The organism is Micromonospora marina (assembly GCF_900091565.1).
GTDB classification, from domain to species: Bacteria; Actinomycetota; Actinomycetes; order Mycobacteriales; family Micromonosporaceae; genus Micromonospora; species Micromonospora marina.
In genome coordinates this window covers 1-6,207 of the sequence record NZ_FMCV01000055.1, presented here as the reverse complement: position 1 = coordinate 6,207, position 6,207 = coordinate 1, and the positions used below count along the sequence as shown (strand labels likewise).

1 protein-coding gene is annotated in these 6,207 nt (G+C 76.2%); it reads left to right on the top strand.

Going from position 1 to position 6,207, the window contains the following annotated elements; translation table 11 throughout:
* Window positions 1–6,207 (top strand): type I polyketide synthase (locus GA0070215_RS27670; protein ID WP_141708285.1); only part of this gene is annotated, 6,207 nt, incomplete at both ends.

The window sequence follows — 6,207 nt, the reverse complement described above, 5'->3', positions numbered from 1 at the left end:
GGTGGCCGGTTCGTGGAGATGGGCAAGGCCGACGTACGCGACCCGGAGGCGGTTGCCGCCGACCACCCGGGCGTGGCGTACCGCGCGTTCGACCTGAACGAGGCGGGCAGCACCCGCATCGGCGAGATGTTGACCGAGATCCTCGACCTCTTCGCGCGGGGCGCGCTGCGTCCGCTGCCCGTACGGGCGTGGGACGTGCGTCAGGCCCGGCAGGCGCTGCGGCACGTCAGCCAGGCCCGCCACGTCGGCAAGGTGGTGCTGCGTATCCCCGCGCCCGCCGACCCCGACGGCACCGTGCTGCTCACCGGCGCGGCCGGGACCCTGGCCGGCGTGCTCGCGCGGCACCTCGTCGCCACCGGCCAGGCCCGCCGTCTGCTGCTGGCCTCCCGCCGCGCACCCGGCCGGGACGACGCGTACGCCACCCTGGTCCGGGAACTGACCGACGCGGGCGCCGACGTCACCGCCGTGGCCGTCGACGTCAGCGACCCCGCGCAGGTCACCGAGCTGGTCGCCGGGATCGACCCGGTGCACCCGCTGACGGCGGTGGTGCACACCGCCGGGGTGATCGCCGACGCGACCATCGGTTCGCTTGACGGTTCCGCCCTGCGTGCGGTGCTGGCGCCGAAGGTGGACGCCGGTTGGGCGTTGCACGAGGCCACGCGGCACCTGGACCTGTCGGCGTTCGTGTTGTTCTCGTCGGTGGCGGCCACCCTCGGCTCGCCGGGGCAGGGCAACTACGCGGCCGCGAACGCGTTCCTCGACGCCCTCGCCCGGCACCGGCGTGAGCAGGGGCTGCCCGCCACCAGCATCGCCTGGGGCATGTGGGCCACCGACAGCACGATGACCGCCCACCTCGACGGCGACGACCAGCAGCGGCTGCGGCGCGTCGGGATGAGCCGGCTCTCCCCGGCCGAGGGCGCCGAACTCTTCGACGCCGCCGTGCCGGCGGCCCGACCGGTCCTCGTCGCGGCCCGCCTCCACGTCACCGGCGAGGCGAGCGGCGTGCCGCCGCTGATGCGGCACCTGCTGCGCGGCGGCGGCCGGCGCCGCACCGCCACCGACCGGTCGACCGGCGGCGCGTCGTGGCGCGAGCGGCTCGACGGCCTGTCCGAGGCCGACGCCCGGCAGGCACTCGTCGACCTGGTCTGCGGCCAGGCCGCCACGGTGCTGGGGCACGCCTCGGCGCAGGAGGTTCCCGCCGCCCGCGCCTTCAAGGACCTGGGCTTCGACTCGCTGACGTCGGTGGAACTGCGCAACCGCCTCGGTGCGGCCACCGGGCTGCGGCTGGCCGCCACGCTGGCCTTCGACCATCCCACCCCGGCCCGGCTGGCCGAGCACCTGTTCGCGCAGCTCGGCCGGGCCACGGGCGCCGGCGCCACCGTCCGTACGGTCGTCACCGCCGACGCCGACGAGCCGATCGCCATCATCGGCATGGCCTGCCGCTACCCCGGCGGCGTCGCCACCCCGGAGCAGCTGTGGCAGCTCGTCACCTCCGGGGCCGACGCCATCGGCGAGTTCCCGGCGGACCGCGGCTGGGACCTCGACCGGCTGTACGGCACGGACGGCGACCAGGCCGGCGGCACCGTCACCCACCAGGGCGGCTTCCTCTACGACGCGGCCGACTTCGACGCCGGCTTCTTCAACATCAGCCCCCGTGAGGCTCTCGCCATGGACCCGCAGCAGCGGCTGCTGCTGGAGACCGCCTGGGAGAGCTTCGAATACGCCCGCATCGACCCCGCCGCCCTCAGCGGCACCGCCACCGGTGTCTTCGTCGGCGCCGCCTCGTCCGGCTACGCCACCAGCGGACGCGACGACCTGGACGGCCTCGAGGGGCACCTGCTGACCGGCACGGCGGGCAGCGTCGCCTCCGGGCGGGTCGCCTACATGTTCGGCCTCGAAGGCCCGGCGGTCACCGTCGACACCGCCTGCTCCTCGTCGCTGGTGGCGCTGCACCTCGCCGCCCAGGCGCTGCGCGGCGGCGAGTGCGACATGGCCCTGGCCGGCGGGGTGGCGTTGATGGCGCAGCCCGGCATGTTCTCCGAGTTCTCCCGGCAGGGCGGCCTCGCCCCGGACGGGCGGTGCAAGGCGTTCGCCGCCGGCGCGGACGGCACCGGCTGGTCCGAGGGCGTCGGCATGCTGCTCGTGGAGCGCCTCTCCGACGCCCGACGCAACGGACACCGGGTGCTCGCCGTGCTGCGCGGCTCCGCCGTCAACCAGGACGGCGCGTCCAACGGGCTGACCGCGCCGAACGGCCCGTCGCAGCAGCGGGTCATCCGCCAGGCCCTGGAGAACGCGCGGCTCGCCCCGGCCGACGTGGACGCGGTCGAGGCGCACGGCACCGGCACCGTCCTCGGCGACCCGATCGAGGCGCAGGCGGTGCTGGCCACCTACGGCCAGGACCGTGCCGCCGGCGAGCCGCTCCGGCTCGGCTCGATCAAGTCGAACATCGGCCACTCCCAGGCGGCCGCCGGTGTGGCCGGCGTGATCAAGATGGTGTTGGCGATGCGGCACGGCGTGCTGCCGCCGACCCTGCACGTGGACGAGCCCTCGCCCCACGTCGACTGGAGTGCCGGAGCCGTCGCCCTGCTCACCGAGGCCCGGCCGTGGCCCGCCGTCGACCGGCCCCGCCGGGCCGCCGTGTCGTCGTTCGGCATCAGCGGCACCAACGCGCACACCATCATCGAGCAGGCGCCCGGCGAGCCGGCCCCGACGCCGGTGCCGGCGGGGCACGTTCCCGGCCTTGTCGGCCCCGCCGCCGTACCCCTGCCGGTCTCCGGCCGGAGCCCCCGCGCGCTCCGGGCGCAGGCCGCCCGCCTCGGCGAACGGCTCGCCGGCGACGCCGACCTCGACCCGCGGGACCTCGGCTTCTCCCTGGCCACCCAGCGGGCGCACCACCCGTACCGCGCGGTCGTCGTGGCCGCCGGCCGGGACGACGCGCTCGCCCGGCTGGCCGCCCTCGCCGACGGCGACACCTCCCCGGCGGGCGTGGACGCCGCGTCGAAGGTCGTCTTCGTCTTCCCCGGCCAGGGCTCCCAGTGGACGTCGATGGCGCTGGACCTGTTGGAGACCTCGCCGGTCTTCCGGCAGCGGATGGACGAATGCGCCGAGGAGCTGTCCCGGCTGGTCGACTGGAACCTGGGGGACGTGCTGCGGCAGGCGCCCGGCGCGCCGCCCCTGGACCGGGTGGACGTGGTCCAGCCCGCGCTCTTCTCCGTCATGGTGTCCCTCGCGCAGCTCTGGCGCGCGTGCGGCGTCGAACCGGCCGCCGTCATCGGGCATTCGCAGGGGGAACTCGCCGCGGCCTGCGTCGCCGGCGCGTTGACCCTCGCCGAAGCCGCGCGGCTCGTCGTGGCGCGCAGCCACGGCCTGCTGTCGATCGCGGGTCGCGGCGGCATGGTCTCCGTGCCGCTCCCGGCCGTCGACACCGAGCGGCTCATCGCGCCGTGGCGGGGCAGCCTCTCCGTCGCCGCCCTCAACGGCGCCGCCGTGACAGTGGTCGCCGGCGACTCGGCGTCGGTCGCCGAACTGCTCGCGCACTGTGCCGAGCGCGACATCCGCGCCCGGCAGATCGCCGTCGACTTCGCCGCGCACAGCGGCCACGTCGATCCGATCCGTGACGAGGTGACCGCCCGGTTCGGCACTGTGGCCCCCCGCTCCAGCACCGTGCCCTTCCACTCCACAGTCACCGGCGAGCCGATCGACACCGCCGGGCTCGACGCCGACTACTGGTACCGCAACCTGCGGGAGCCAGTCCGGCTCGCGCCGGTCGTGGACCAGCTGATCGAGCAGGGCTTCCGGACGTTCGTCGAGGTCAGCCCGCACCCCGTACTCAAGATCGCGGTGCAGGACGCGCTCGACCGGAAGGCCGACGGCGGCGTGGTGGTGGGCTCGCTGCGCCGCGACGGGCACGGGCCGCGTCAGCTACTGGCCAACCTGGGCGAGCTGCACGTCGCCGGCGTGCCCGTCGACTGGTCGCGCACCTTTGCCGGCTCCGGCGCCACCCCTGTCGACCTGCCTACGTACGCCTTCCAGCGGGACCGGTTCTGGCCGGCGGTCGACCGTTCCGCCACCGGCGACGTGTCGGGCGCGGGGCTGGGCGCGGCAGGGCACGGGCTGCTCGGCGCGGCGGTGCGCCTCGCCGGCGACGACGAGGTCGTGCTGACCGGCCGGCTGTCGGCGTCCACGCACCCGTGGCTCGCCGACCACGTGGTCGGCGGCGCCGTGGTGCTGCCGGGCACGGCCCTCGTCGAGCTCGCGGTGCGCGCCGGTGACGAGGTCGGCGCCTCCCGGGTGCGGGAACTGACCGTCGCCGCGCCGCTGGTGCTGCCGAACCCGGGCGCGATCCGCGTGCAGGTCCGCGTCGGTGCGGCCGACGGCTCCGGAACCCGGAGCGTGGCGGTGCACTCGCAGCCCGACGGCGACCCCGAGGACCCCTGGACGCGGCACGCCGACGGTCTGCTGGAGCAGGCCACCGACGAGCCGGTGTTGGGCTCCTGGCCGCCGGCCGGAGGCACCGAGGTGGACCTCGCCGGCTGGTATCCGGCGCTCGCGGAGCGCGGCCTGGCCTACGGACCGGCGTTCCGGGGCCTGCGGCGGCTGTGGACCGCCGGCGACGAGGTGTACGCCGAGGTGACCCTGCCGGACGAGGCAGCCGGCGACGCCGACGGCTTCGCCGTGCACCCGGCGCTGCTGGACGCCGCCCTGCACCCCGTCGGGCTGCTGCTGGCCGAGCGCGCCGGCAAACCGCGCGTGCCGTTCACGTTCGAGGGCGTGCAGGTGCACGCCTCCGGCGCCCGGACGCTGCGGGTGCGGCTGACCCGGACGGGCTCGCGCGTCCGGCTGGTGGCCGGGGACGAGTCCGGCGTGCCCGTGGTGTCAGTCGAGTCGCTCGCCCTGCGGGAGATGACCGACGCCACCGGCGCGGAGGCCGCGGAGCGGTCGATGTTCGAGGTGACGTGGCAGGCCGAGACGGTCACCCCGGCGCGGGACGTCTCCGGCTGGGTGCTGCTCGGCGACGGCCCCGCCCCGGCGGACCTCGTCACGCCGGTGTTCCCGACCGTCGGCGAGCTGACCGCGGCGGTCTCGGCCGGTACGGTCGAGGCGCCCCGCGCGCTCGTGGTCCCGGTGCCCGCCGGCACCCCGGAGGGCGACCTGCCCGACCTCGTCCGTACGGCCACCGCCCGCGTCCTGGCCGTGCTGCACTCCTGGCTGGACAGCGAGGCGCTGGCCGACACCACGCTCGTCGTGCTGACCCGGGCGGCGGTGGCCGCCACCCCGGCGGACGCGGTGCGGGACCTGCCCGGCGCGGCGGTCTGGGGCCTGCTGCGCTCGGCCCAGTCCGAGCACCCGGGGCGGATCGTCCTCGCCGACGTCGACGGGGAACTCACTCCGGCCACCCTCGCCGTGCTGGCCACCGTGGCCCAGGACCCGTCGCCGACCGGCGGCCAGGTGGCCGTACGCGGCAACGAGGTGCGCACGCCCCGCCTGGGCCGGCCCGCCGGCCAGGCCGCCGACGAACTCGTCCCGCCGGACGGACTGTGGCGGGTCGGGGCGGTCAGCCCCGGCACCCTCGACGGCGTCGGCATGGTGCCCGCCACCTCCGCCGCCCTGGACGCGGGCCAGGTGCGCATCGCGGTGCGCGCGGCCGGCGTGAACTTCCGGGACGTGCTGATCGGCCTGGGCATGTACCCGGATCCGGCGGCCGTGATGGGCAGCGAGGGTGCGGGTGTCGTGGTCGAGGTCGGCCCCGGCGTGACCGACCTGGCCCCCGGCGACCGCGTGCTCGGCATGTTCGAGCCGGCCTTCGCCCCCGAGGTGATCGCCACCCGCGACCTCGTGGCGAAGATCCCCGCCGGCTGGTCGTTCGCGCAGGCCGCCTCCGTGCCGGTGGTGTTCCTGACCGCGTACTACGCGTTGCGGGACCTCGCCGGGCTGCGGTCCGGCGAGTCGGTGCTGATCCACAACGGGGCGGGTGGCGTCGGTATGGCCGCCATCCAGCTCGCCCGGCACTGGGGCGCGACGGTCTATGCGACGGCGAGCCCCGGCAAGTGGGGCGTGTTGCGGGAACTCGGGGTGGCTGGGGAGCGGATCGCGTCGTCGCGGACCACCGAGTTCGAGCAGACGTTCGGCGCGGCCACCGGCGGTGGCGGCGTGGACGTGGTGCTCGACGCGTTGGCCGGTGAGTTCGTGGACGCGTCGCTGCGGCTG